Origin of the sequence: Roseburia sp. 499 (assembly GCF_001940225.2) — a bacterium.
Classification (GTDB): Bacteria; Bacillota; Clostridia; order Lachnospirales; family Lachnospiraceae; genus Petralouisia.
On record NZ_CP135164.1, the window covers coordinates 751,485 to 773,964 of the forward strand.

At 38.4% G+C, this 22,480-nt stretch carries 26 protein-coding genes; 25 read left to right on the plus strand and 1 reads right to left on the minus strand.

Going from position 1 to position 22,480, the window contains the following annotated elements:
- Window positions 1-54: 54 nt before the first annotated feature.
- Genes BIV20_RS03790 through BIV20_RS03800 form a run of 3 tightly spaced genes read left to right on the plus strand, consistent with a single transcriptional unit; the run spans window position 55 to window position 4,813 of the window.
- Complete coding sequence (locus BIV20_RS03790; protein WP_075718254.1) at window positions 55-2,283, plus strand: YhgE/Pip domain-containing protein; 2,229 nt, start codon at window positions 55-57, stop codon at window positions 2,281-2,283.
- 15 nt (window positions 2,284-2,298) lie between these two features.
- The gene (locus BIV20_RS03795; RefSeq protein ID WP_075718256.1) at window positions 2,299-2,694 is read left to right on the plus strand and encodes a hypothetical protein; all 396 of its coding nucleotides are present in this window, start codon (window positions 2,299-2,301) and stop codon (window positions 2,692-2,694) included.
- A complete protein-coding gene (locus BIV20_RS03800) occupies window positions 2,678-4,813 on the plus strand; it encodes a YhgE/Pip domain-containing protein (protein ID WP_075718258.1) in 2,136 nt (711 codons plus the stop codon). The genes BIV20_RS03795 and BIV20_RS03800 overlap by 17 nt, the downstream gene beginning before the upstream one ends.
- Here the strand turns inward: BIV20_RS03800 and BIV20_RS03805 are convergent, their stop codons facing one another.
- A complete protein-coding gene (locus tag BIV20_RS03805; protein ID WP_075718260.1) occupies window positions 4,814-5,194 on the minus strand; it encodes a metal-dependent transcriptional regulator in 381 nt (126 codons plus the stop codon).
- 174 nt (window positions 5,195-5,368) lie between these two features.
- Between BIV20_RS03805 and BIV20_RS03810 the strand changes: the two genes are divergently transcribed.
- From BIV20_RS03810 to BIV20_RS03915, 22 genes are all read left to right on the plus strand, one after another.
- Window positions 5,369-5,581: a FeoA family protein gene (locus tag BIV20_RS03810; protein WP_075718262.1), complete on the plus strand. Its 213-nt coding sequence runs from the start codon at window positions 5,369-5,371 to the stop codon at window positions 5,579-5,581.
- A gap of 15 nt (window positions 5,582-5,596) precedes the next feature.
- Window positions 5,597-5,815 (plus strand): FeoA family protein, encoded by a 219-nt coding sequence (locus BIV20_RS03815; protein ID WP_075718264.1) that lies wholly within the window; start codon window positions 5,597-5,599, stop codon window positions 5,813-5,815.
- A gap of 11 nt (window positions 5,816-5,826) precedes the next feature.
- A complete protein-coding gene (feoB, locus tag BIV20_RS03820) occupies window positions 5,827-7,974 on the plus strand; it encodes a ferrous iron transport protein B (RefSeq protein WP_075718266.1) in 2,148 nt (715 codons plus the stop codon).
- Between the two features lies 1 nt (window position 7,975).
- Window positions 7,976-8,407, plus strand: coding sequence for a transcriptional repressor (locus BIV20_RS03825; RefSeq protein ID WP_075718268.1), 432 nt, complete (start codon window positions 7,976-7,978; stop codon window positions 8,405-8,407).
- 259 nt (window positions 8,408-8,666) lie between these two features.
- Entirely contained in the window at window positions 8,667-10,499 is a 1,833-nt protein-coding gene (locus BIV20_RS03830) for a hypothetical protein (RefSeq protein WP_075718270.1), read from the plus strand.
- Window positions 10,472-10,690: a hypothetical protein gene (locus tag BIV20_RS03835; protein WP_075718272.1), complete on the plus strand. Its 219-nt coding sequence runs from the start codon at window positions 10,472-10,474 to the stop codon at window positions 10,688-10,690. Before BIV20_RS03830 ends, BIV20_RS03835 begins: the two co-directional genes overlap by 28 nt.
- A 62-nt stretch (window positions 10,691-10,752) precedes the next feature.
- Window positions 10,753-11,862, plus strand: a complete 1,110-nt coding sequence (locus BIV20_RS03840; protein WP_075718274.1) for a glycoside hydrolase family 53 protein — start codon at window positions 10,753-10,755, stop codon at window positions 11,860-11,862.
- Between the two features lie 82 nt (window positions 11,863-11,944).
- Window positions 11,945-12,721: a ZIP family metal transporter gene (locus BIV20_RS03845; protein WP_075718276.1), complete on the plus strand. Its 777-nt coding sequence runs from the start codon at window positions 11,945-11,947 to the stop codon at window positions 12,719-12,721.
- 105 nt (window positions 12,722-12,826) lie between these two features.
- Window positions 12,827-13,117, plus strand: a complete 291-nt coding sequence (locus BIV20_RS03850; protein WP_075718278.1) for a TIGR04197 family type VII secretion effector — start codon at window positions 12,827-12,829, stop codon at window positions 13,115-13,117.
- A gap of 23 nt (window positions 13,118-13,140) precedes the next feature.
- A complete protein-coding gene (locus BIV20_RS03855) occupies window positions 13,141-13,500 on the plus strand; it encodes a hypothetical protein (RefSeq protein ID WP_143524497.1) in 360 nt (119 codons plus the stop codon).
- 20 nt (window positions 13,501-13,520) lie between these two features.
- On the plus strand, window positions 13,521-14,192 hold the full coding sequence (locus BIV20_RS03860; RefSeq protein ID WP_075718282.1) for a hypothetical protein: 672 nt from the start codon (window positions 13,521-13,523) through the stop codon (window positions 14,190-14,192).
- A 62-nt stretch (window positions 14,193-14,254) separates the two neighbouring features.
- Window positions 14,255-14,548, plus strand: a complete 294-nt coding sequence (locus tag BIV20_RS03865; RefSeq protein WP_075720726.1) for a transposase — start codon at window positions 14,255-14,257, stop codon at window positions 14,546-14,548.
- 8 nt (window positions 14,549-14,556) lie between these two features.
- Entirely contained in the window at window positions 14,557-15,450 is an 894-nt protein-coding gene (locus BIV20_RS03870; protein WP_192848870.1) for an IS3 family transposase, read from the plus strand.
- Between the two features lie 54 nt (window positions 15,451-15,504).
- Window positions 15,505-16,671: a hypothetical protein gene (locus BIV20_RS03875; RefSeq protein WP_075718288.1), complete on the plus strand. Its 1,167-nt coding sequence runs from the start codon at window positions 15,505-15,507 to the stop codon at window positions 16,669-16,671.
- Window positions 16,652-17,191 (plus strand): hypothetical protein, encoded by a 540-nt coding sequence (locus tag BIV20_RS03880; protein ID WP_075718290.1) that lies wholly within the window; start codon window positions 16,652-16,654, stop codon window positions 17,189-17,191. Before BIV20_RS03875 ends, BIV20_RS03880 begins: the two co-directional genes overlap by 20 nt.
- A gap of 91 nt (window positions 17,192-17,282) precedes the next feature.
- The gene (locus BIV20_RS03885; protein WP_075718292.1) at window positions 17,283-17,831 is read left to right on the plus strand and encodes a hypothetical protein; all 549 of its coding nucleotides are present in this window, start codon (window positions 17,283-17,285) and stop codon (window positions 17,829-17,831) included.
- 32 nt (window positions 17,832-17,863) lie between these two features.
- Window positions 17,864-18,529: a hypothetical protein gene (locus BIV20_RS03890; RefSeq protein WP_143524498.1), complete on the plus strand. Its 666-nt coding sequence runs from the start codon at window positions 17,864-17,866 to the stop codon at window positions 18,527-18,529.
- 12 nt (window positions 18,530-18,541) lie between these two features.
- The gene (locus tag BIV20_RS03895; RefSeq protein ID WP_075718296.1) at window positions 18,542-19,102 is read left to right on the plus strand and encodes a hypothetical protein; all 561 of its coding nucleotides are present in this window, start codon (window positions 18,542-18,544) and stop codon (window positions 19,100-19,102) included.
- 160 nt (window positions 19,103-19,262) lie between these two features.
- Window positions 19,263-19,886 carry a DUF3793 family protein gene (locus tag BIV20_RS03900; protein ID WP_075718298.1) on the plus strand — a complete coding sequence of 208 codons (624 nt, stop codon included), beginning with the start codon at window positions 19,263-19,265 and terminating at the stop codon, window positions 19,884-19,886.
- A 14-nt stretch (window positions 19,887-19,900) separates the two neighbouring features.
- A complete protein-coding gene (locus tag BIV20_RS03905; RefSeq protein WP_075718300.1) occupies window positions 19,901-20,332 on the plus strand; it encodes a flavodoxin in 432 nt (143 codons plus the stop codon).
- 63 nt (window positions 20,333-20,395) lie between these two features.
- Entirely contained in the window at window positions 20,396-20,680 is a 285-nt protein-coding gene (locus BIV20_RS03910) for a DUF2325 domain-containing protein (protein ID WP_075718302.1), read from the plus strand.
- Between the two features lie 225 nt (window positions 20,681-20,905).
- Complete coding sequence (locus tag BIV20_RS03915) at window positions 20,906-22,180, plus strand: IS110 family transposase (RefSeq protein WP_075718304.1); 1,275 nt, start codon at window positions 20,906-20,908, stop codon at window positions 22,178-22,180.
- The last annotated feature ends 300 nt before the right edge of the window (window positions 22,181-22,480 follow it).

Consider the following 22,480-nt stretch of genomic DNA (forward strand, 5'->3'; position numbering starts at 1 on the left):
TTATTGAAGACGGAAGGCGTTGATGGTATAATATTAATATTAGGAGGTACGGCCATGAAGAATATATTAACGATATTTAAATCAGATGTAAAAAGGTTGGTAAAGAATCTGTTGGCACTTATTATTATCATCGGATTATGCTTTTTACCATCATTGTATGCTTGGTTTAATATTTATTCTAATTGGGATCCTTATTCCAATACCGCTAATATTAAAATAGCAGCTTTTTCAGAAGATAAAGGATATACACTTCCGGATGGAACAACAGAAAATATGGGAAATGAAGTATTAGAGGAATTAAAGACAAATGAGTCCATAGGGTGGGTGATTGTAGATACTTCAGAAGAGGCAATTGAAGGAGTAAAAAGTGGAGATTATTATGCAGCCGTTGTCATTGAAAAGGATTTTACCTATAAAATGTACAATATGTTTGCAGAAGGATTTGCCAATCCCGGTATTACATATTATGAGAATCAAAAGAAGAATGCAGTAGCAACTAAAATTACAGATACAGCGGTTTCCACCCTGCAGCAAAGTATTGATGCAAAGTTTATAGAAGTGGTCATTTGTACGGTGTTTGAGCAGACTAATGCAATGTCTGGGGAGTTGGAAAACAGCAATAAGATAGAGGAATTCATTGGAAAAATAGAAGGAATCAATGAAAACCTCAAAGAATATGAGGCAGCAGTCAGTAGCCTTTTAGAGGGAAATGAGGCTCTGACCGCATCAGTGGGTGAAGCCAAGGGAAAGCTTCAGGGACTGCAGGAAAAGGTGGCAATAGGAATTAGCGATATAGATGCAGTAAGTGGAAATATTGCCAATACACAGACACGCCTTTCTGATTTTAGCGCGAATGTAAATACATCTCTTGCAACCATTGAAACATCTTTGAATAAGATTGCCACAGATATTTCAAATGCAAAATTGGCAGATAAGACAAGTACAGTAGTGTCAGATATGACGCAGGCAGCTCAGGATGTGGCAGAATTGCAGAAACAAATTGCGGAGTTGGTGACAGCATTGAATAATATTACAATGCCGGAGGATAGCCAGCAGAGTCAGGAATTAGAACAACAGCTTCAGGAGGCATTGGAAGCTCTTAATTCCCTTGCAAATGGAGCCGGAGATATTCAGAATGCTTTAGAACAGCTTGGAATTGCAGGAGAAAAAACAGGAAGTTTAGCAAATATGGATACCGGCAATTTACCAAATGTAGCAAATGATATTCGGGAAAGTCTGGTAAATGCCAAAGTAGGAGATATCACAGCTACACTTACCAGTTGCAGCAATTCTGTGGCAAATATGAGAAATATGTATACCAATAGTCTGGTGCCGCAGGTGGATGGTATTCTGGATAGTACAGGACAGATTTTGGGAACAGTATCTCAGTTGTTAGAAAGCACGGATGAAACATTGGAAAATACCAGTGATATTTTCGATGGTGTGGTAACGACATTAGATGGAGCAAATCAGAGTCTGGAACAGATTCAGACAATTTTACAGAGTGTAAGCGGGAAGTTGACTGCAATCATAGATAAGTTGAATAGCGTAAGCGAGGATGAAAGGGTAGATGCATTGATAGAGCTTATGCAGGGAGACCCGGATACCTATGGTGAGTTTTTCTCAGAGCCGGTAAAAATTGACACGAAACAGGTGTATCCTATTGAAAATTATGGTTCTGCCATGACACCTTTTTATACAGTGCTTGCATTATGGGTAGGAGCCATGCTTTTAGCTGCATTAGTAAAGGTAAAGGCGGAGCCGAAAAATATGCCGGATGTAAAGTTGTATCAGTTGTTTTTTGGGAGATATTTGTTATTTTTTGTATTAGGGCAGATTCAGGCGCTTATTGTAGTGCTAGGAGATATTTATCTCCTGCATTGTCAGATTCTGGATAAGGGAATGTTCTGGTTGACTGCATCGGTAACAAGCTTTGTATTTACGTTGCTGATATACGCATTGACTCTTTCTTTCGGAGATGTGGGAAAGGCTATTGCAGTAGTTATTATGGTTATTCAGATTGCAGGCTCCGGTGGAACCTTCCCAATTGAGCTTTTGCCTTCTGTTTACCGAAATATTTATATCTTCTTCCCGTTTCCGTACGCTATCAATGCTATGAGGGAGACCATTGGAGGAATGTACGGAAGTACCTATGTAAAATCTATGGGAGAACTGCTGATATTTGCAGTTGCGTCCCTTGTAATTGGATTAATAATTAGAAAACCATTTATCAAACTAAATCATTTCGTGGAAAAACGAATGGAAGATACGAAAATGATGTAAAAAGGAGTGAGGAAAATGGAAGATGATAAATATAAAAAAGCATATGATATGGTGATGCACTATGAAGGACAGATTCATCAAAAGAATCAGAAGAGAATTTCCATTGGACTAAAATGTATTCTCGTTATCCCGTTGATTTTTCTTGCTCTTTTGTTTTGGACAAATAGCTCGAAAGTTATATTTCTCATACTTTGGATTGTTTCTCTATTTATTTTGGCAGCATATTTAATTGCTGTAGAATATATGGATTACAATCTTATGGAACGTATGGCGAAGTTAAATGGGGAAGAACAGGAGATGGAAGGATATCAGCTCATCGGAAATGAAGTGTTGGAGAACCGGATACAAGAAGTATTAGAAAAAATAGAGAGTGAAGAAGGCATGGAGGGCGGAAATGAAAAACATCATTAAAATCTTTCTTGCAGATACCAGAAGAATCAGTAAAAATGTAGTAGCAGTAGTGATTGTTATGGGGCTTTGTGTCATTCCGTCGCTATATGCCTGGTTTAATATTTTTTCAAATTGGGATCCATATGGTCCGGATGCTACTTCTAATCTGAGGGTTGCAGTGGTCTCTTTAGACCAGGGAAGCACAGTTTCGGGTGTGGAATTAAATGTTGGTGATAGTGTAATTGAAGGATTAAAGAGTAATAATACCATAGGCTGGGTTTTTACCGATACCGAGGATGAAGCGGTTAAAGGAGTAAATAACGGAGATTACTATGCTGCTCTTGTAGTACCTGAGAATTTTACAGAGGATATGATAAGCTTTTTAGGGGGCGATATTCAACATCCTCAAATTGTATATTACGAAAATGAAAAGAAAAATGCAATTGCGCCTAAGATTACCGGAAAAGCAAAGAAGGCGGTACAGGAACAGGTAAATAGTACCTTTGTCAGCACATTGGCAGAAGGAATTATGGAGGTAAGTAATGTATTATCCGGTCGAGAAGGAGAAAACGGAAGCGTATTTGATACTGTTACAGAAAAATTAGTAGAATTAAAGGAAAATCTGCAATTGTATTCTAATTTGCTCAGTTCGTTTATTGGAATTACAGATTCAGCGTCTAATATTATGGCAACCAGTCAGGCGGTGTTGCCTAACCTGAATGATATCGTTAATAATGGGAAAAATACTATTAACAGCATACAGGATGCAGCGTTGAATAATTCGGGTAGTGCAGAGTCACTACTGGATATGGTATCTTACAGTTTTAAAATTGTAGATGGTGCATTAGAGGATTTGAAGAATGCAGTTCAGTCAGATTTAAATTCTATTGATGGGCAATTGGATGCAAATAGTGCGATTGGTGGTATTCAGACGGCACTTCCTTATATACGTCAGTTGTTTAATAATGCGGTATCCGGATGGACGGATGAAGGCACGCAGTTAAAAATTGATGAAATTAATAGTAGTCTGGATACGATTGAAGCAGATTTGAATAAGTTATCTGCCAGTCAGACAGAATTGTCGGATACAGCAGAAGCGTTGAAAAACAATTTAGTACAGGAAATTATTACATGTCAGAATCAAATACAAGCATTAAAAGATAGTTTTGAATATTCCGTAAGACCTAACTTACGTTCTACAATGAATTCCGTTCAGAGTTCACTGTTAGATGTACAGTCTATGTTGGGAGGTATGGATGGTGATTTTAGTGAAGTTGAAGAAGTTTTGGCAGAATATGAAGGAGTACTAAAGGATGGAACAGCAGGACTGGAAGAGTCTAGGGCGAAAACAGAAGAAGTAATTGCCAGTCTGGATGTCGTTGTTACCAGTTTAAAAGAATTTGAAAATGATGAACAGTATCAGGAACTAGTGGATATGTTAAAAACAGACCCAAAACAGCTTGCGGATTTTATTTCATCTCCGGTAAGCCTGGAGACGGAGCAGATATATCCAATTGCTAATTATGGTTCTGCTATGGCACCTTTTTATACAATACTGGCGCTTTGGGTTGGTGCATTAATTTTGGTTGCTATTGTACATGTAAAGGTACTCCCGGAGAAAGGAATTACTAATGTGAAGCCTTACCAACAATATTTTGGAAGATATATTTTCTTCTTCCTAGTGGGACAGGTGCAGACATTAATTACAATATTGGGAGAGATATTCTATATAAAAATACAATGTCCGCATCCGTTTCTATATTGGCTTGCGGCGGCAGTTAGCAGTTTGGTATTTACCATATTCATCTATTCATTGACAGTGGCTTTTGGAAATATCGGAGAAGCGCTTGCAGTGGTCATAATGGTCATTCAGGTAGCAGGAGCCGGAGGAACCTTTCCAATCGAGACCTTACCGAAGGTATATCAGTACACTTACAAATATCTTCCATTTCCGTATGGAATGAATGCTATGCGAGAATGTATCGGAGGAATGCATGGAGCTGATTATTTGAAATATATCGGTGTAATGGGAATATATGTAGTAATCTCTTTGGTGATTGGATTGTTGTTGGCAATTCCATTTAGGAAAATGAACGAAAGAATTGAGCGTAGTAAAGAAAAATCAGATGTTATGATTTAATCATAACATCTGATTTTTTTTACTGTTAAAATGGTTTTTGATAGCGGCAAAGCTCTCTGTGCTGATGACATGTTCGATTCGGCAAGCGTCTTCAGCAGCAACTTCCGGTGCTACGCCCAATGTTACCAGCATATTGGTGAGAGTGTTGTGACGTTCATAAATCATTTCTGCAATTTCTCTTCCGGTATCGGTCAGAGTAATAAAGCCAGCTTCTGAAACTGTAATATGTTCCTTTTCCCGTAAATGTTTCATGGCAACACTAACACTGGATTTTTTAAATCCGAGCTCTGTAGCAATGTCAATAGAACGTACCACAGGTAACTTATGGCTTAGAATTAAAATCGTTTCTAAATAGTTTTCGGCTGATTCATTTGTTTTCATATAAAATCCCCTTTTTTAGTTAGTTACGAATAACTGTAGTATACCATATGCAACAGAAAAGCGCAAATTGAGAAAAATTATCAATAACATCCTTGACAACTAACGCAAGTTAGCATATACTAACCTAAGTAAAGGAAATGAGATTCATTATCAATACGAAAAGAGAGGATGAGCGTGATGCCTTTAACTATGGCGAAAGCAGGAGAAGCTAACATCATTAAAAAAGTTGGTGGAAAAGAAGAGACCAGAAGATTTTTGGAGAATCTTGGATTTGTAATTGGTGGTCTGGTAACTGTTGTATCCGAAATCAACGGAAACATGATTGTAAATGTAAAGGAGTCAAGAGTTGCCATTAATAAAGATATGGCAAATAAAATAATGGTATAAAGGAAGGAAAAGAACATGACATTAAAAGAGATTGCGTGCGGAAAAACAGTAAAAGTCCGCAAGCTCAATGGAGATGGTCCGGTAAAACGTCGGATTATGGACATGGGGATTACAAAGGGAGTAGAAGTGTTTGTGAGAAAGGTAGCTCCTCTGGGAGATCCTGTAGAGGTTACAGTAAGAGGATACGAATTGTCTCTGCGGAAAGCTGATGCAGAAATGATAGAGGTAGAATAGGAGGAGTTCATATGTCAGTAAAGATAGCGTTAGCAGGTAATCCAAACTGCGGAAAAACAACATTATTTAATGCACTGACCGGTTCCAATCAGTTTGTGGGAAACTGGCCGGGAGTAACAGTGGAGAAAAAGGAAGGAAAGTTAAAAGGTTATAAAGATGTGGTTATTATGGACCTTCCGGGAATTTATTCGCTGTCTCCGTATACGTTAGAAGAAGTGGTAGCGCGAAACTATTTAATCGGTGAAAGACCGGATGCGATTTTAAATATTGTGGATGGAACCAATATAGAACGAAATTTATATTTATCTACACAGTTGATGGAACTGGGAATTCCGGTTATCATGGCAGTTAATATGATGGATATTGTTGCGAAGAATGGCGACAAAATAAAGATAAAGAAGCTTAGTGAAAAATTGGGCTGCGAGGTAGTAGAGATTTCTGCTTTAAAAGGAACCGGAATCAAAGAAGCTGCAGAAAAGGCAGTAAAGCTTGCAGAAAGCAAAACAGCAAAGGTACCGGTACATAGCTTTGCGCCGGAAGTGGAAAGCGTTCTTGCTTCTATTGAAGATAAGATTGGAGCAGATATTCCGGAAGAACAGAAACGTTTCTTTGCGATTAAGCTATTAGAGAAGGATGACAAGATTTCTGCACAGATGAAACAGGTTCCTGATGTAACAGCAGAAATCAATACGATTGAAAAAGAAATGGATGATGATACCGAAAGCATCATTACAAATGAGAGATATACTTATATTTCTTCTATTATTAAGGAATGTTATACAAAGCAGAATAAAGAAAAACTGACAATCTCTGATAAGATTGACAAGATTGTAACAAACCGTTTTCTGGCGCTTCCAATTTTTGCGGCTGTAATGTTTCTTGTATATTATGTTTCCGTAACAACGGTTGGCGCATTTGTTACAGACTGGACCAATGATACGTTGTTTGGTGAATGTATTATTCCGGGAGCACAGTCCTTCTTTGAAAATATCGGATGTGCAGATTGGTTAACAGGACTTATTGTAGACGGTATTATTTCCGGTGTAGGAGCAGTTCTTGGATTTGTTCCTCAGATGCTGGTATTGTTTATCTTCCTTGCTTTCTTAGAGGCTTGTGGATATATGGCAAGAGTTGCATTTATCATGGACAGAATCTTCCGTAAGTTTGGTCTTTCCGGAAAATCTTTTATTCCAATGTTAATCGGAAGCGGATGTGGTGTTCCGGGAGTTATGGCAAGCCGTACTATTGAAAATGACAGAGATCGTAAGATGACAATTATGACTACTACATTTATTCCGTGTGGAGCGAAATTACCAATTATCGCTTTGATTGCAGGTGCATTATTTGATGGCGCATGGTGGGTATCTCCAAGTGCTTACTTCGTAGGAATTGCAGCAGTTATCTGTTCTGGTGTTATTTTAAAGAAAACTAAAATGTTTGCAGGAGATCCGGCGCCATTCGTTATGGAACTTCCGGCATATCATCTTCCTACTGTTGGAAATGTATTAAGAAGCATGTGGGAGCGCGGATGGTCCTTTATTAAGAAGGCAGGAACTATCATTCTTCTGTCTACTATTGTACTTTGGTTCTTACAAGGATTCGGATGGGTAGACGGTTCCTTCGGAATGTTAGAGGCGGAACAGTTAGATAATAGTATTTTGGCAAGTATCGGAAGTGTAATTGCACCAATTTTTGCACCACTCGGATGGGGAGATTGGAAAATGGCAGTTGCAGCCGTAACAGGATTGATTGCAAAGGAAAACGTAGTTGGTACATTTGGTATTCTCTTTGGATTCGGCGAAGTAGCGGAAGATGGAGTAGAGATTTGGGGACAGTTGGCAGGAAGCATGACAGCAATAGCAGCATATTCCTTCTTGGTATTTAACCTGTTGTGTGCACCTTGCTTTGCAGCAATGGGAGCAATTAAGAGAGAAATGAACAATGCAAAATGGTTCTGGTTCGCTATTGGATATCAGTGTGTTTTGGCATATATTGTTTCCTTGTGTGTATATCAGGTTGGAACATGGATTACAACAGGCGTGTTTGGAATAGGAACAGTTGTAGCACTTGTTCTTATCGCGGGATTTATTTATCTGCTGTTCCGTCCTTATAAGGAGAGTAACACATTAAAAGTAAAAGGTATGGTTGGAGCAAAATAATATGAAAACACAGATGCAGAAAGAAATGATACTGGAAAAATTAAAAGAAAACGGATGTAGAATTACCAGGCAGCGAAAATTGATTCTGGATATTATTTTAGAGGAAGATTGTAACTGCTGTAAGGAAATTTTTTATAAGGCATCCAAAAAAGATGAGTGTATTGGCGCAGCGACCGTGTATCGTATGGTAAATATGTTGGAAGAAATTGGTGCCATTAGCAGGAAAAATATGTATAAAGTAGCATATTCCCCGAACTGTCTTTTAGAAAATGCTTGTACCGTAGTTTTGGATGATGAAAGTAGCTATAATCTTTCTGCAAAAGAGTGGAATGAGGTTATTCGCAGAGGATTAAATGCTTGCGGATACCTAAAAGACCAAGGCATAGAATCCGTTACAATAGCTGGATGTGAGTGCGAAGAAAAGACATGTTAGAGTGATAAAAAAGGATGTTCTTTCTGAAGAAAGCAGAGAGAATATTCTTTTTTTCATATCCTGTAGTGTTAAAAATGTAGAACAACCGATTGCGCACATAAAAAGTGAAAATGGATGTAAAAAGTGCACAAAAAAATAATGAAAATATATATAAAAATGAATGTTGACAACAGAAACTATAGTTGATATACTCAAAATATAGAACAACCGATTGCGCAACGGTGAACAACGGGAACACGAAGAGAAAAGGAGAGAGAACATGGATAAATTTGTGGTAAACATTATTCATCGTCCGGAGATGGTTCCAGAGTATGCAGAGAAAGTAACTGGACACGGAAAAGAAGAAGACATCGGAAGGAAAGCGTTATTGACGGAATCATTGGATATTTTTAAGACACAGCAGAGACTGGCACATGAGAACGGATTAAAAACCACCATACAGATGACATATGCAAGCCTTTTTAATGACGAAGCAGTAGAATTGGCAAAGGCAGACCATGAAAAATACGGAGACGAAATTGCCCTATCTTTGCTGGGATTGCCGTGTAAGGAATTTCGTGAAAAATATAAAACTAAGGATTTCTGTATCTGGATGTTTTCTATGGAAGACAAGAAATCTATTGTAGATGATGTATTTGAAAAATTCCATGAACGTTTTGGATTCTATCCGGAATCTACCGGTTCCTATTACATGGACGCAGATTTGACAAATTACATTAAGAAAAAATATCCTTCTGTGAAATGTGCGGTTGCAACCTGTTGGGAGGAAGGACCAAAGGCATATCATACTTGTAATAATTCTTGGTATACCTTGTTTGACGGAGGCCCATGGGCACCATGGATTCCATCCAAGCAGAATACGCATGCACCGGCAGCAGACGAAAGTGAAGATTCCGGAATTGTAGCAATTCCACATCTTTCTCGAGACCTTTTGGCATGCTATGACGGAAACGGTTCCAACTTCGGAACCCATCCACAGAACGTATTGCGTGGTATGATTTATGATTCCAAGACCTGGGAATATCCATATTTGTATAATCTGATTGACCAATATCGCTCATTAGAAAAATACAACAATGGTTATGCATACAACATGATGTTTGTAGGACCGGGCTGGATGAATAAGATGGGACGTTGGGAAGCTCCTTATGAATTATTAGAAAAATCTTATGCAGATGGTTGCGCTTACTATGGAAAACTGAAAAAAGAAGGCAAGCTTATTGATATGACTATGGCGGAATTTGCAGATTACTATCGTCAGAAGAAAACCTATAAGGAGCCGGAATGTGCGCTTTGGAGAGATATTTTGTATGGCTCTGATAAGCAGGTGTTCTGGTATACAGACCCATATATGAGAGCATGTGTAAATATGGATCAGGGGGGTGCAATCGTAGACCTTCGTCCTTATGCTGCAAAACTGGAGTGGCCGGTAGGAATCGGAACTCCGCATGTACAGGATGCTTCTTATCCATTCCTGATTCAGGAAAAATATCGTGCAGGATATTTTACTCACTATGCAGGAGAAGGAACAGTACGAAGTGCAAAGCTTACCCATAATGGAGAAGAAGTAGATTTGTGTTTATGCCGCACGAAAGCACATTTTTCTCAAGAAGGAAATACTCGTATCTTAACCCTTGATCCGGTAGATATTGAATTTGCTGATTTAACAGTAAAGCTTCAGACGAAGATTTTCTTTGAAGAGGGAGCATCTAACATCAAAATGGAAAGAACCATTCTTGAAATGAGTGACCCAACGGCAGAAGTAGAGTTGAACGAATACATGGTAGCATGTTATGGAACCACAGAATATCCGGAGGATATGACAGGAATTACTTTAGCATGTGAAGGTAGTGAAACAAAGATCATTTCCTACGAATATAAGTGCAGAGAAGAAAGTCTGGCGGGAGCAAAAGCAGTGAGTGCAGTTATCCCGGCTATCCAGACCAAAGTATCTCTTACTCCTTCCGCTGACGCAGAAGGATATATTAAGGAAGGTTATGCATTCTCTCCAATGTTCACATTGGGATATAAGAAAAAAGTTTCGGATAAGGAGGTATTTGCGACATGGCTCAATCTGGAAAAGGCAAATTAAATTACCGTTGTCCGTCCTGCTTTATGAGGGATTTGGACATTGATATGTTCTACGACAAAGAGAAAAAAGAATATTACTGTATCCGTTGTCAGTACAGTGGAACAGAAGAAGATGTTTTGGCAAAAAATGAAATGGTGCGATTTCGTTATCGTGATATGATGAAACGTTTTGATAAGTTTGATTTTGATTAATCAGTAGATGCTGGGGCTGTTTTTTTACAGCCCTTTTGCCGTTATAGAAAGGGAGAAAAGGCATGAATAAATTTATCAAAGGTGTAGATTTGTCTACCATGGCAGAGTTGGAACGGTTAGGAGCAAAGTATTATAATCACGGTGTAGAGGGAGATGTATTGGATATTCTTATGGAATACGGTATCAATGCAGTACGCTTGCGTGTTTGGCACAATCCTTATTCGGAAACAGGGGAACCATACGGAGCAGGAACCAATGATTTGGCTACTACGATTCAAATGGCAAAAAAAGTTCGGTCAAAAGGTTTGGATTTCTTACTGGATATCCATTATAGTGACTTCTGGACTGATCCGGGCAAGCAGATAAAGCCCAAGGCGTGGAAAGATTATTCAGTATCGGAATTAGAACAGGCAATGTATGATTATACCGTAGAGGTGATGGAAGCATTGGTAAAGGCAGATGCAGCACCAACTATGGTACAGGTGGGAAATGAGCTTTCGAATGGAATTCTCTGGCCGGAAGGAGAGGTTCCTAATTATGATAATCTGGCAAGGTTTGTCAGTGCCGGAATCCGTGGGGTAAAGGCAGTGATACCGGATATGCCAATTATGATTCATTTAGACAATGGTGGGAATAATGAACTATATCGCAGGTGGTTTGATAACTACTGTCAGCGGGGAGAAGACTTTGACGTGATAGGGCTTTCTTATTATCCCTTCTGGCACGGAAGTCTTGACAGCCTTAGCAATAATATGAAAGATATTGCAAAACGTTACAATAAAGAGTTGATAATCGCAGAGGTTTCCATGGGATATACAATGGAAGATTATGCTTCTTATGAGAAGTTAGGACCCGAGGAGCGAAAGGGTATGGCAACTAAACCATCTCTGGTAGAAAAAATAGAGTACCCTATGACAAAACAGGGGCAGAGTGACTTCATGCTGGATATTATGAAACGATTGAAGGAGATACCGGAAAATAAAGGATGTGGCTTTTATTATTGGGAACCGGCGTGGATTCCGGTGGCAGGTTCCGGCTGGGCAACAGAAGCCTCCTTAAAATATATGCAGGATAAAGGACCTTGTGGAAACGAATGGGCAAATCAGGCGTTGTTTGACTATGAGGGGAATGCGCTTCCGGCATTGGAAGTGATACGGGATTTTAAAGGATAAAAAAATATGTTACAATAATAAAAAAATTGTATATATTAAAAATAGGGAATAAAATTATAGTAACAGATAGGAGAGAAGGGAAATGAATGCAGTAATTGGAATTTTGATTCCATTTTTAGGAACTACGTTGGGAGCGGCTTGTGTGTTCTTTTTGAAAAATGAGATAAAGCCGTTAGTGCAGAAATCATTGCTTGGTTTTGCATCCGGTGTTATGGTAGCGGCATCTGTTTGGTCTTTACTGATACCGGCGATTGAGATGTCAGAGGATATGGGAAAACTTGCCTTTGTTCCGGCAGCAGTGGGATTTGCTCTTGGAATTGCTTTTTTGCTTGGAATGGACAGACTGATACCGCATTTACATATGAATGCGGATAAGCCGGAAGGACCGGAAACAAACCTAAAAAAAACAACCATGCTGGTACTAGCTGTTACTCTTCATAATATACCGGAAGGTATGGCGGTTGGTGTTGTGTTCGCAGGACTTTTAAGTGGAGAAAGTCAGATTACAATGGCAGGAGCATTTGCCTTGGCAATTGGAATTGCCATTCAGAACTTTCCGGAGGGAGCAATTATTTCTCTTCCGTTGAAAAGTGAAGGTGGAAGTAAGGGAAAATCATTTTTCTATGGTATGGCGTCCGGAATAGTGGAGCCTATTGGTGCAGGAATTACAATTTTACTGACGGGATTAGTGGTTCCGCTACTACCGTATCTTTTGTCCTTTGCAGCAGGAGCCATGATTTATGTGGTGGTAGAGGAATTGTTGCCGGAGGCATCAGAAGGAGAACATTCGAATATTGGTACCATAGGGTTTGCCTTGGGGTTTTTGGTTATGATGATATTGGATGTGGCACTAGGATAAGAATTCCGCTTGCGGAATTCTTTTTTTGGGGTAAAATTTGACACCGGATACCAAAACTGATAAGATAACGCGTGATGGGAAAATAATGAAAGGGGAGGGGATAACATGTCTAAAGAAATTAAAGTAAATCAAGAGGCAGTGGAATGCAATGCCGATGCCATTTCTGGCGCAACCCAGTATTTTGAAGTGGTTGCATTAACTCCATCTGATAATCGAACTACAATTACAGCAAATGCCAAGGGACAGGCTGCTTATGCAAAATCTCAGGAGATAAAGAAATCTTTTGGAGATGCTATGAAGCGGGAAGCATCTAATATTAGAAGCCTTGGTGTGACATTCCGGCAATATGATGAAATGTTGAGTGAACTCTGGGAAAACGGTTTTGGAAAAAAATGAATAGTGATAATGGGAGCAGAGAGATGGAAAAGGAAGCAGGAATTGAAGAATTACAAGAGAAAATAAAAGAATTAGAGGAAAATCAGGAAGAATTTGAATATAATGCAAAGCAGGTTTTGCAAGATGAAGAGGAAGAAGATATAGGGATTAGCCAGTCACATGCAATGCTTGAAAAAATAAGGGAAAAATGTTCCCCGGAAGATATTGCAATTCAGCAAATTATTGATGAAAAACAGGACATGTTAAGAGGTCTTCGAAAGAAAAAGATAGAATTTGATGACGAATTTCGTAGGGAAATCAAGAAGCAAAGACAGAAGAAAGAAATAGGTATCGAGGAACTATATCAACAGATATCTGATATGAAATATAAGGAAGATAAATAAGGAAAGGGGAGAACTTATATATGAATGAAAATTCGTACTTGAATCCGGTAGATATAAGAGCACAGTGCGATGCTGCTATAAATAGTTTGGAAAAAGATAATGAGGCAACGTATATCATAGAGAGAAACTTGAATTCTTTTATCGAGGATTCACAGGTGCAAAGTTATGCGTTCAAATCATTAAAACAACAAATGGAAGATTATAAGTCTGTATTGCCGGTTATGAGAATGGCAAATCAGGCAGATATAGAAGATTTTCGTTTTTTAAAACTGATGACAACAGGAACGGAATTAAATGGAAGTAATATTTTGGAACAAAAGAATATGGCAATAGAAGCAAAAAAATCTGATGAAGCAAATGCTGAAAAATATAGGAAAAAAGCGCAGAAAGCAACATCTGTTACGCTTCGGGTACAATATACTACAAAAGTAACTAGTTATATGGCAATGGCGGCATTAGATCAAAGATTATATGATGAGTGCCAGAAGAAAGAAGATACTTATGATGGAATTGAAAAATTTACATGTGGATTGTTCGAGGAAGGAGCGTCAATACGGGCGGCGGTAGAAAGTGCCTTGAGTGGAATACAGGGAGCATTTCAAAATGGAGTATATGTACCTGATATGCAAGCAGCGTGGAGAGGGGAGATATCCGGTTGTTATATTAATAGGGTAGTGTTAGCATCTAATTAGTACAAAATAAAATGAGATATTCCCTTGAAAATATTATATAATACCAAGAGGAGGTACTCATTATGCCAAGAAAACAACACACTAAGCAGTTCAAGTTGGATGCTGTCAACTATCGTAAGGAACACCCTGATCTCACTCAGGCTGAATGTGCCAAGAATCTCGGAATAGGTGTTAGCACCTTAGCCAGGTGGGAAGCTCAATATAGAGACTCTGATGGCGACATCCCAGTTAGAGGATCCGGAAACTATGCCTCTGACGAAGAAAAGGAAATCGCTCGTCTGAAACGGGAGCTTCGTGATGCTCAGGATGCGCTCGATGTGTTAAAAAAAGCCATCAGCATTCTGGGCAAAGACTGACAGAAGCTATCTATACAGAAGTTTCTGCAAAGGTAGAGGCATCTAAAGTTACTAAACGCCGCGTCTCTACTTCTGGAATGCTGAAATTTTTAGGCGTGTCTCGTTCTGGATACAGAGCCTTTCTAAACCGTAAGCTCTCTCCTACTCGACAGCGAAAAGAATCTGTCAAAAAGGAAATCCAGAAAATCTATGATGATTCTAAACAGAATTACGGCGCTCCTAAAATAACACAGGAACTTCGCAAATCTGGCGAAACCATTGCAGAGCGTACTGTAGGTAAATATATGCGCGAAATGGGTATAAAAGCTCAATGGGTCAAGCCTTGGACCACTACTACCAGAGACTCTGATTTTAGCAGTGAACTCCATAACATCCTGAATGAGCAGTTCAACCCTGAACGTCCTAACGCTGTCTGGTGCACCGATATCACTTATATCTGGACACAGGATGGATTTGTCTATCTTAATTGCGTTATGGACTTATTTGCCAGAAAGATTATTGCATGGACGCTCTCTGACACTATGGAAGTATCTTCCGTAATTGAAACAATCAATAAAGCAAAGGCTGTTCGAAATACCGATTTGCCTTTGATTATACATTCAGACCGTGGCAGCCAGTATGTTTCTAACGCATGGCGTGAAGCCACAGAAAATATGCAGCGTAGTTATTCTCACAAGGGCTACCCTTATGACAATGCCTGCATTGAATCCTTCCATTCCCTGATTAAAAGAGAATGGCTTAACAGATTTCATATTCGAAACTACAAGCATGCTTATTCGCTTGTCTTTGAATACATTGAAACCTTTTATAACACCGTCAGAATACATAGTCACTGTGACTATGTGTCTCCTGATGAATTTGAAAAACTGTATGAGAGGGCGAAATTACTGCCGGCAGCTTAGCTGGCAGAACTTCTCATTTTAATTTGTGCTAAATCTTGACATAGGACCAGGGTGATGAAGATAAATGCAGATGGCACAATAACAGCGAGATGGGCAGAAGTAAGAAGGATATTAAATAAAGATGCAGAAGAAATTACAGAGGAAGAATATAATGCATTAGCAGTGCTTTATTTGAATATGGGGGAAGAGGATTTGGCACAGTTTCTTAAATTGTGTATGGATAAGGTGGAGGATGTAAAGGATACATCAAAATGGATTGGAAATGGAAGTGGTGTGTATACAGACAATAAGGAGGATTACTCTGTATGGGAAATAGATGAAGAAAAAGTACAGAAGATATTAAATAGAATTGTACTTGCTTCGGATGAAACATTACTTACACTTCAGATGATAGACAGTGAGGCGCATGGAGAAATATATAAGGCTTTGATGAATCAGAGAGATATTATGCTTCAGAGAATATCATTATTAAAAATAGTAAGTGAAATTGGAGAATTTCGAGGATGGTATCAGGAAGAAGAGCCAGTAGTATCTGTAGACATAGATGAAGTTGGAGTTATAACATTGGAATTCTGTGAGCGAAGAGATATTTGTGATACTGCATGTACTCAAATGAGTAATATGGGAGAATCTAGTGTAAAGATTTCAGAGACACGAAATGGGATAATGATTAATTGGAAAGCTATTGAAGAAGGCAGGACTTCTGTTGATGGATACCTAGGTATTTCGTCTTGTGGCGAAGTGAGTGATATATCAGAATATGCCTTGGAGCAGTTAGGAAATCAGATATTAGGGAATGTGATTGGAGGTGTTCCCTATGTTGGAGGTGCGTTAACATTTGTCATGAGTGCAACAGATGCAACTATAGGGTATCAAGGAAGGTTAAATGATGCAAAATTTATTGCAGGAGAGTATGAACAACTTAAAAAGACGAATATTTATACAATTTTTGACTGTAGTGCAAATTTAATAGAATATGATGTTGCAAGTGCCGAAGAGAGAAAAATGTATGTGCAACCAGGAAGAAATACACAAGCTATTATTGAACGAGTAAATGATGAATTGAAAACAAAATTTGTAATGGAAGATGTTATTATAAATCCTATTGAAGTATGCAAGATTATTAATCAGTTAATAGAAGAGAATCCAGAAAATGCAAATGCATTTAATAAGGCGATTATTGGTGATAAGGAGAGAATGTATGAAAAAAAAGATTATTAAAGTGGGGATAGGCTTTATATTATTAATTATGGTTATTACAATAGCAATTGTTTTTTATAAACATGAAAAGGAGAAAGAACGGTTATCTCGAGAACCGTATTTCACAGAATATGAATTAAATGATACTGAAATGGATATTTTGAATTTGGAATACCATGTAAAAGTAACACCTGAAATGAGAAAATTGGCAAAAGAAGATAATGAGGATATTTGGCCAGATTTCAGATTCGTGACGATAGAGCCAACAGAAGATACAGAAGTAGTAGTAACTGTTATGAATTATTTGTTATTTGATTGTCAAGAAGAATCAAATAAATCAGGAAGGGAAACGGCAAATAAATATGGAATTAGCAAAGAAAATAGATTGACCGTAGAATGGGTAATGAGTCATCCAAGAGAAGCAGTAGATATCATGAATGAAATGTTAGAGGCTAGAAATGATTTTATGTATCTTTGGAATGGTATATATTCTTTATATGAAAAAATTACTGGAACACCACTGGAGAGGAGTGAACCATAAAAGTTTAATGTGGAAGATAAAGTAAGAGGCATTGTAAACAGCAGAGTATGGAAATGAATAGTGGGGAAAAGATGTGAAGAGGAAAAAGATTATGAAGGCAGTTGCATGGCTTGTAGTGCTGGGAGCAGTCATTGCAATAACAATTCTTTTTTATAGGTATGAAAAAGAAAAGGAGAGATTGGCACAGGAACCGTATTTCACAGAGTATAAATTGAATACAACGGAGATGGCTGCTTTAAACGGAGAGTACCATGTAAAAGTAACTCCAGGAGTGACAAAATTATCCAAAGAAGACAATATAGATACGTGGCCGGATTATACATTTGTGAAGATAGAAGCAACGGAGAATACGGAAGTAGCCGTAACGGTGATGAATTATTTGTTGTTTGATGATAGATATGAATTAAATAAAGCAGGATGGGAAAAAGCGGAGAAATATGGAATTAATGCAGATAATAGATTAACGGTAGAGTGGGTAATGAATCATCCCAGAGAGGCGGCAGATATTATGCTTTCAATGGCAAATAGGGGGCAAGGTTTTCAAGATTTAGAAAATTATGTTTATCCTATATATGAGAAGATTACTGGAATACATTTGGAATATGATTTTTGGAAGGATTTTGACAGTTTTAGTGAATAGAAAAGATTATTAAAAAAGAGTAAATGATGAATATGGAAAACAAAGAAAAAGAATATTTAGGTATTATAATTATTACGTTACTACATGGAATTTATACATATATTGATCTTGGAAGAATGCCACATATATCGTTTGGAATATTTGATAGGATTAGTGTGGGAGCCTTTGTTATGTGGATGATTTATAGTATGTTTTTGTATGTTATTGTGCAAATGTGGATGAACCAGACTCATAATATTTTAAAACAGTCTATAATTGCAATATTATTTGGTGCAATAAGTGCGACTGTAAAAGGAGGCCTCGATTTGGGCGTTACAAAATTGTCCGATTATTTACAAAGCATCATAAAACTAGCATATATAGACCAGATAACCACAATCCTTTTTGGGATGTTACTCATGACGTTTTTAATTGTTTTCGTTGCAAAACGAAAAATTCATTTTGATATAAAAAGAGTTAGAGTTCCTATGTGTATACTTATCATCACCGCGTTATCGTATATTGCAGTCGTAATAAATTATATCCATCAAAATCAAGCTGCAATACGGACTTATAATGCAACAGAGGAACAAATATATAACTTAGATTATCATTTTGGACTGAAAATATTAGATAAGAATGTATGGTTCTATGTCGTATTTTACATTGCATTCTGGTGGTTTATGAGAAGATTGACAGAAAAACAAGAGGAAAAGTAGAGGAGTTAAGTTATGGGTTATTTTTTCAAAAAAGAAGCAATCATTGTAGCATTATACATTGTTTTAATCGTAATTTTACGACATGGAACGGAAAAGAAAAAGATTACTTATTGGAAAATAGTAGAAAGCTTTATTATTGTAGTAGGTCTGGAAGCAATGACAGAATATTATGGTGCTTATATGGCGTCGGGGACACAGGTATTACTATACGCTATTGCACAATGGCTACTATTAAGCATTGTATATATTTTAGCTGGGCTGACTATTTATCATGCATGCACACAAAGTGAAATGAGTTATATGACAATGTGTAAAAGGTTTCCTTTGTGGGTTAGAGTGTGTATTCCAGTGTGTATTGTTTTAGGAGTTATTCTCATTATACTGGAAAATGATTATTATATTGGATTATTAGAACAGCTAAATCAAGGCAATATAAACCTGATGGATGCATTGAACGTTAATTTTGTAAGTCCGTACTACAGAATCCGAGAGGTATTGCGACTCTTAAATATTGGAATTCTGGTATATGGTTGCAGTACCATATATAAAAACTATGATAAGCAAGGCGAATAAAAAGATATAATAGCATAGAGGAAATAATAAGAGGAGTTATTGAGAAAAACCATTCAATAACTCCTCTTGCTAAATCAGATACTTTTGTGTATTATACTTATAGGTTAGATATAACTAACCAAAGAAAGAAAAAACTAACTGAAAGGATGACGGAAATCCAATGAGTAGGGAAATGAAGTATCTGATTGCCAATGTGAACATGAAGGCGTTGGATGCGCAACTGGCATTTCAGTGTGCACCTGTATTGATGAATTGTAAGATTTCAAATCTTTTAATGGTAGAGAAAGAGAAAGTCGAACAGGTGATACAGTTGTTTGAAGAAACGGAATTGTCGTGTAAGCTGTTAATGATATCCGTAGAGAAAGCTGCTTTTTTGATTTATCGCGAGAGTGAATTAGTTTCTTATTTGGAACAAATCGAGGTTCAAGAGTTGATGAAAACATTTGGATATGTGAGTTGCCAATTAGAGAAGATTTTAGAGGAGTTTTCAAAACGATATACGAAATATGTGCAGGCAGATGGAGATTTTCCTCATGAAATGGGATTACTGTTAGGTTATCCGGTAGAAGATGTAGTGGGATTTATTCAGAATGAAGGAGAGAATTTTTTATATTCCGGATATTGGAAAGTGTATACGAATCTTTCGGAAGCGTTGGAGCATTTTGAACGCTATAATCAGGCGAAGGAAACAGCTGTGAGAATGGTTTCCGAAGGAAAGGACATTTTTCATGTACTACATACCGGCTCTTTTCAGAAAACGAATCAGAAACAAAATATGGTATAGGAGGACTTTATAAGATGAGTAAGATTATTGTAGCATTCTGGTCTCAGTCAGGAAATACAGAAGCAATGGCAAATGCCATAGGAAGAGGAATTACTGCCGCAGGAAAGGAAGCGGAAGTGCTTCATATTTCTAACGTATCAATGGATGATTTGAAGCAGGCTGATTGTTTTGCGTTAGGTTGCCCAGCAATGGGAGCAGAGGTTTTGGAAGAAGGAGAGATGGAACCTTTCGTGGCAGAAGTAGAAGGATTTGCAGCAGGTAAGAAAATCGCTTTGTTTGGTTCTTACGGATGGGGCGATGGCGAATGGATGCGCGATTGGGAAGAACGCATGAAGTCAGCAGGAGCAACTATTGTAAATGGGGAAGGTTTAATTATACAAGAAACACCGGATGCAGCCGGTGAAGCAGAGTGCGAGAGTCTTGGAAAACAATTGGCATCTCTGTAAAATGTGCAGGCTGCTGATACCCGGCAGCCTGACTTTCTAAAAAAGCAAAACGAGGAGAGAAAAATGAGCGTAGTTATTATCGGTGGACATGACAGAATGGTCTGTCAGTATAAAAAGATTTGTAAGGCACATCAGTGCAGAGCGAAAGTGTTTACTCAGATGTCAGGTAACCTGAAAGAGAAAATAGGAAGTCCGGATTTAATTGTATTATTTACAAATACAGTATCTCATAAAATGGTACGTTGTGCGTTAACAGAGGCAGAGCGCACCAATGCGGATGTGGTGCGATGTCATACCAGTAGCGGAACTGCTTTGGAAGAAATTTTATCTGAAAAGTGCGGAGCATAGATGAAAGAGTGCAAAGCACTCTTTGTTTTAAAAATAAAAGAAACATGACGAGGTGTTGTCATGTTTCTTTTGTTATATTATATTTGAAAATTATTTTAGGAAAAAGGAGCATTCCTGTAATTCAGAAATAACGCCAATTGAATAAAAGAAAACCTCGAAGTACAATTAAGGTGTTCATCTTGGCCGGATGAAAAAACACTTTAAGAATACTGGAGGTTTCTAATAATGAATTTAACACAGAATGACAGACTTAAGCAAGTAACAAGTGACACTTTAATTGTTGGAGTTGATGTTGGATCACAAACTCACTTCTGCAGAGCGTTTGACTGGAGGGGATTTGAACTCTCCCGAAGAGTATTCAAGTTTAGTAACACCGGAATGGGATTCCTCACTTTTCTTAGGTGGACAGAGGAACTCATGAATAAGACCGAAATGAAGAAGGTGATTGTCGGCTGCGAGCCTACCGGATGCTACTGGCTTACTTTTCAGAAGTTCTTACAGGACCATGGTATTCAGCTTGTAACGGTTAATCCGTTTACAGTTAACAGGAGCATGGAACTGGATGATAACAGCCCTGAGAAAAGTGATTTAAAGGATCCTAAGACAATTGCGTTGCTTGTGAAAGATGGAAGGTATTCAACTTCTTATCTTCCAAGTGGAGTGTATGCTGAAATCCGAGAGGCCTCTGTTTGCAGAGACCAGATCATGAAACAGCATGTACGTCTGTCAAATCAGATACAGGGATGGCTTCAGAAGTTCTTTCCGGAGTATTTTGAGTGTTATGCCGATTGGGATTCTACCAGTGGACTTATGCTTCTGAAAGAGGCACCACTTCCACAGGATATCCTAAGAATCGGAGCAGGTGGAATCAATCAGATATGGCGTGATGCAAAGGTGCGTGCGGCAGGCATAAAGAGGGCGCAGACCCTGGTAGAAGCCGCACAGAATAGTGTAGGACTGGAAGCCGGTGAGGCTGCAAGACTTGAGATATGGGTTCTTGTAAATGACTACATCCTGAAAGCAGAACAGTTAAAAAGGCTTGATGAATACCTGGAGGAAAAAGTAAAAGAAGTACCAAATGTGGAGAAACTGCTCGCCATTAAAGGAGTAGGGATGAGTACTGTGATTGGTTTTATTGCAGAGGTTGGTGATATCGGACGTTTCACTGATCCAAAGCAGATACAGAAGCTTGCAGGACTAGAGATAGTCAAAAAGAGCTCAGGTAAAAAGAAAGGTCAGCCAAGAATCAGTAAGAGGGGCAGAAGAAAACTACGAAGAACCATGTATGAATCAGCACGTGCATTAATGACATGGAACCCTGCATTTCAGGATGTTTTCCTTTATTACAGGAACAGACAGAGGAACCCTCTTGGAGGAATGCAGGCAAAGATAGCAGTTGCGTGTAAGGCAATTCGGGTATTCTACGTAGTATTACAAACAGGCTGTGACTTTGATGAGGAGAAGTTCCGAAGGGACATCATCAGGCCGGAGGCAGCCTAATAAAAAAAGCACATACTGTAGCAGATAACGTCCGCCAGGAATTCAATTGGTGCTGGATTACAGGAGTGCTCTCTAGCAATGACAAAGCAGAGCGAAGCCGCTAAGACATTTTTTATAGGGCATGACCCTGAGAAGGAGCAGAAGCGGCACCCCACTATGGGTAGGCTGGACGAAGGAATTTAGGACCCTTGTAGTAGAGGATGATCCTGTTAGACATGAGAGGTTAGCAGCCATAGGGAAGAATGGGACACAGATTCGCCTTCATAAAAAGGATGACGTTTTATTTCGTGTACCTTTCTG

Coding starts and splice junctions, on each gene's coding strand:
- BIV20_RS03790 (WP_075718254.1), top strand. CDS start 55: ATGAAGAATATATTAACGATATTTAAATCAGATGTAAAAAGGTTGGTA.
- BIV20_RS03795 (WP_075718256.1), top strand. CDS start 2,299: ATGGAAGATGATAAATATAAAAAAGCATATGATATGGTGATGCACTAT.
- BIV20_RS03800 (WP_075718258.1), top strand. CDS start 2,678: ATGAAAAACATCATTAAAATCTTTCTTGCAGATACCAGAAGAATCAGT.
- BIV20_RS03805 (WP_075718260.1), bottom strand. CDS start 5,194: ATGAAAACAAATGAATCAGCCGAAAACTATTTAGAAACGATTTTAATT.
- BIV20_RS03815 (WP_075718264.1), top strand. CDS start 5,597: ATGACATTAAAAGAGATTGCGTGCGGAAAAACAGTAAAAGTCCGCAAG.
- feoB (WP_075718266.1), top strand. CDS start 5,827: ATGTCAGTAAAGATAGCGTTAGCAGGTAATCCAAACTGCGGAAAAACA.
- BIV20_RS03825 (WP_075718268.1), top strand. CDS start 7,976: ATGAAAACACAGATGCAGAAAGAAATGATACTGGAAAAATTAAAAGAA.
- BIV20_RS03830 (WP_075718270.1), top strand. CDS start 8,667: ATGGATAAATTTGTGGTAAACATTATTCATCGTCCGGAGATGGTTCCA.
- BIV20_RS03835 (WP_075718272.1), top strand. CDS start 10,472: ATGGCTCAATCTGGAAAAGGCAAATTAAATTACCGTTGTCCGTCCTGC.
- BIV20_RS03840 (WP_075718274.1), top strand. CDS start 10,753: ATGAATAAATTTATCAAAGGTGTAGATTTGTCTACCATGGCAGAGTTG.
- BIV20_RS03845 (WP_075718276.1), top strand. CDS start 11,945: ATGAATGCAGTAATTGGAATTTTGATTCCATTTTTAGGAACTACGTTG.
- BIV20_RS03850 (WP_075718278.1), top strand. CDS start 12,827: ATGTCTAAAGAAATTAAAGTAAATCAAGAGGCAGTGGAATGCAATGCC.
- BIV20_RS03855 (WP_143524497.1), top strand. CDS start 13,141: ATGGAAAAGGAAGCAGGAATTGAAGAATTACAAGAGAAAATAAAAGAA.
- BIV20_RS03860 (WP_075718282.1), top strand. CDS start 13,521: ATGAATGAAAATTCGTACTTGAATCCGGTAGATATAAGAGCACAGTGC.
- BIV20_RS03865 (WP_075720726.1), top strand. CDS start 14,255: ATGCCAAGAAAACAACACACTAAGCAGTTCAAGTTGGATGCTGTCAAC.
- BIV20_RS03875 (WP_075718288.1), top strand. CDS start 15,505: ATGAAGATAAATGCAGATGGCACAATAACAGCGAGATGGGCAGAAGTA.
- BIV20_RS03880 (WP_075718290.1), top strand. CDS start 16,652: ATGAAAAAAAAGATTATTAAAGTGGGGATAGGCTTTATATTATTAATT.
- BIV20_RS03885 (WP_075718292.1), top strand. CDS start 17,283: ATGAAGGCAGTTGCATGGCTTGTAGTGCTGGGAGCAGTCATTGCAATA.
- BIV20_RS03890 (WP_143524498.1), top strand. CDS start 17,864: ATGGAAAACAAAGAAAAAGAATATTTAGGTATTATAATTATTACGTTA.
- BIV20_RS03895 (WP_075718296.1), top strand. CDS start 18,542: ATGGGTTATTTTTTCAAAAAAGAAGCAATCATTGTAGCATTATACATT.
- BIV20_RS03900 (WP_075718298.1), top strand. CDS start 19,263: ATGAGTAGGGAAATGAAGTATCTGATTGCCAATGTGAACATGAAGGCG.
- BIV20_RS03905 (WP_075718300.1), top strand. CDS start 19,901: ATGAGTAAGATTATTGTAGCATTCTGGTCTCAGTCAGGAAATACAGAA.
- BIV20_RS03910 (WP_075718302.1), top strand. CDS start 20,396: ATGAGCGTAGTTATTATCGGTGGACATGACAGAATGGTCTGTCAGTAT.
- BIV20_RS03915 (WP_075718304.1), top strand. CDS start 20,906: ATGAATTTAACACAGAATGACAGACTTAAGCAAGTAACAAGTGACACT.